Here is a 3,664-nt window from a genome sequence, read left to right on the forward strand (position 1 = left end):
CCCCGTGAACAACACGCCCAGACGACCGGACACCACCCCCTCCGGACGCACCGACCCGAGACCCTCCCGCGCCTCGTCCATCGAACCCGCCACCACCACCGCACGATGCTCGAACCGCGCACGAGACACGGCCAACGAGTACGCCACGTCCGTCAAGTTCACCGCAGCGTCCGTATCCAGAAACTCCACCAGCCGGCCCGCCTGAGCCCGGACCGCCTCCGCCGACTTCCCGGACAGCACCAGCGGTACGACAGCGTCGGCAGCGGCCACACACTCAGCCCGTACCTCCGGCTCCACACCCTCCAGAACCACATGCGCGTTCGTGCCACTGATACCGAACGCCGACACACCCGCACGCCGCGGACGATCCTCCGTCGTCGGCCACGCCCGCGACTCCGTCAGCAGCTCCACCGCACCCGCCGACCAGTCCACCTTCGGCGACGGCTCGTCCACATGCAGCGTCTTCGGCAGCACACCGTGCCGCATCGCCTGCACCATCTTGATCACACCCGCCACACCCGCGGTGGCTCCCGTGTGACCGATGTTCGACTTCAGGGCGCCGAGGAGCAGCGGGCGGTCGTCGCCGGGACGCTCCTGGCCGTACGTGGCGATCAGCGCCTGCGCCTCGATCGGGTCACCCAACGACGTGCCGGTGCCATGCGCCTCCACCGCATCCACGTCGGCCGCCGACAGACCCGCACTCGCCAGGGCCTGGCGGATGACGCGTTGCTGCGAGGGGCCGTTGGGGGCGGTGAGGCCGTTCGACGCGCCGTCCTGGTTGACCGCGCTCCCGCGTACCAGGGCCAGCACCTCGTGACCGTTGCGGCGCGCGTCCGACAGGCGCTCCAGCAGGACCAGGCCCACGCCCTCGGCCCACGCCGTACCGTCCGCCCCCGCCGCGAACGACTTGCACCGGCCGTCCGCCGCCAGGCCCCGCTGGCGCGAGAACTCCACGAAGACGCCCGGGGTGGACATGACGGCGACGCCGCCGGCCAGGGCGAGTGAGCACTCGCCGCCGCGCAGGGCCTGCATCGCGGAGTGCATCGCCACCAGCGACGACGAGCACGCCGTGTCGATGGTGAGGGCGGGGCCCTCCAGGCCGAGGACGTACGAGATGCGTCCGGAGGCGACGCTGCCGGCGCTGCCGGTCAGGGCGTAGCCCTCGGTGCCCTCGGCGCCGCCGCCGAGCCGTGGGGTGTAGTCCTGGGCGCCCATGCCGGTGAAGACACCGACGTCCTTGCCGCGCAGGGACGTCGGGTCGATGCCGGCGCGTTCGAGGACTTCCCAGGAGGTCTCCAGGAGGAGCCGCTGCTGCGGGTCCATGGCAAGGGCCTCGCGCGGGTTGATGCCGAAGAATCCGGCGTCGAAGTCCGCGACGCCGCGCAGGAAGCCGCCCGTGCGAACGTAGGTCGTACCGGCGGTGTCCGGGTCGTCGGAGAAGAGGTTGTCCAGGTCCCAGCCGCGGTCGGCCGGGAAGTCGACGAGCCCGTCACGGCCCTCGGCGAGGAGGGTCCACAGTTCTTCCGGTGAGGTCACGCCGCCGGGGAGGCGGCACCCCATGGAGACGATGGCGATCGGGTCGTCGGCCGCGGGTGTCGGCACGACGGCGGGGAGGGCCGCGCCGGCGGTGTCGGTGGTCGTGGCGGACCGGTCGCCGACGAGTTCGGTGCGAAGGTGCTCGGCCAGTGCCTTGGGGCTCGGGTAGTCGAAGACGAGCGAGGCGGGCAGGCGCAGCCGGGTGGCCGCGTTGAGCCGGTTGCGCAGCTCCACCGCGGTGACCGAGTCGAAGCCGATCTCCTTGAACGCCCGGTCCTCCTGGACGACTTCGGCGTCGGAGTGGCCCAGTACGGCTCCGGCCTCGGCCCGGACCAGGTCCACCAGGCGGCGTTCCTGTTCGGCCGGGGAGAGCCTCAGCAGTTCGGTGCGCAGGGCGGAGGCGTCCGTGTCGGGGTGGTCCTCGGTGGTGCCGGTGAGGATCTCGGTGACCTCGGGCAGGCCGCGCAGCAGCGGGCGGGGGCGGGAGAGGGTGAAGGCCGGGGCGAAGCGGGTCCAGTCGATGCCGGCGACGACCACATGCGTCTCGTCGTGCTCGACGGCTTGTACCAGGGCGGCGACGCCGAGGCGGGGTTCCATGAGGGAGATGCCGAGCTTGGCGAATTCTCCGGCCATGGACGCGTCGACCATGCCGCCGCCGTCCCAGGCGCCCCACGCGATGGAGGTGGCGGTGAGTCCGCGGGCTCGGCGGCGGTGGGCGAGCGCGTCGAGGTGCGCGTTGGCTCCGGCGTACGAGGTGAGGCCGTTGCTGCCCCAGGCGGTGGCGCCGGAGGAGAAGAGGACGAAGGCGTCCAGTTCGCGGTCGCCGAGCAGGGCGTCCAGGTGGTGGGCGCCGGCGATCTTGGCTCGGCCCATCTCCGCGAACTGCTCGACGGTGAGCCCGGACAGCGGCGATTCGGTCTGGGTGGCGCCTGCGAGGTGCAGGACGGCGGTGAGCGGCAGCTCGTCGGGGATGTCGTCGAGGAGGGCGGCGATCGCGTCGCGGTCGGCGATGTCGCAGGCGGTGACGGTGACCTGGGCGCCCAGGGTCTCGAGTTCGGCGCGGAGTTCGGCCGCGCCGGGCGCGTCGGGGCCGCGGCGGCTGGTGAGCACCAGGTGCTCGGCTCCGTGTTCGGCGAGCCAGCGGGCCACGTGGGCGCCGGTGCCGCCCGTGCCGCCGGTGACCAGGACGGAGCCGCGCGGAGTCCAGGGCTTGGCGGCCGGGGCGCCGTCGAGCGGGGCCCGGCGCATACGGCGGGCGTGCAGGCCGTCGGGGCGTACGGCGAGCTGGTCTTCGTCGTCGGTGCCGCAGAGGGCGGTGCACAGCAGGTCGAGGGTGTGTGGGTCGGCTGCGTCGAGACCGGTGGGCAGGTCGACGAGGCCGCCCCAGGTCTGCGGGTGGTCCAGGGCCAGGACGGTGCCGATACCCCACATCATGTGCTGGGAGGCGTCGGTCAGTTCGGCGGAGTCGGCCACGGCGGCGCCGCCGGAGGTGACCGCCCACAGGGGCGCCTCGATCCCGGCGTCGCCGAGTGCCTGGACGAGGGACACGGTGGCGATCGTGCCGCGCGACCAGGTCTCGTGGACGGGGTGCGGCCGGCCGTCGAGCGCGAGGAGCGAGACGACGCCGGTGAAGTCCTGGTCGGGCAGGGCGGCGGCCAGTGCCTCCCGGTCGGCGTTCTCGGTGTCGACCTCGATGCGCACGGTCTGTACGCCCCGCTCGGCGAGTCCGTCGGCGATCGCCTCGGTGAGCGGGTCGCCGTGGGTGCCGACGGCGACGAGCCAGGTGCCGGAGGCGGCGCCGGTGGCATCGACGCGGTCCCAGCCGATCCGGTAGCGCCATCCGTCGATGACGGTCCGCTCCTGCCTGCGGCGGCGCCAGGACGACAGTGCGGGCAGGACCTCGCCGAGTACGGAGGGCTTCAGCTGCAGGTCGTCGGCGAGGGCGCCGGTGTCACCGGCCTCGATCGCGGCCCAGAAGTCCGCGTCGATCGGGTCGGCCTCCACGGCGGGCCGGTCGTTGGCGTCGAGCCAGTAGCGCTGGTGCTGGAAGGCATACGTCGGCAACTGAACCCGCCGCGCCGACACACCCTCGAACACCGCCCCCCAATCAACATCAACACCCCCCGCA

General features: G+C 73.0%; 1 protein-coding gene. It reads right to left on the reverse strand.

Annotated elements, in window-relative coordinates:
- On the reverse strand, positions 1 to 3,600 hold a 3,600-nt coding region (locus tag AQI95_RS43720), incomplete at its 3' end, for an SDR family NAD(P)-dependent oxidoreductase (protein WP_159056764.1).
- Between the last annotated feature and the right edge of the window lie 64 nt (positions 3,601 to 3,664).

The organism is Streptomyces yokosukanensis (assembly GCF_001514035.1).
Lineage (GTDB): Bacteria > Actinomycetota > Actinomycetes > Streptomycetales > Streptomycetaceae > Streptomyces > Streptomyces yokosukanensis.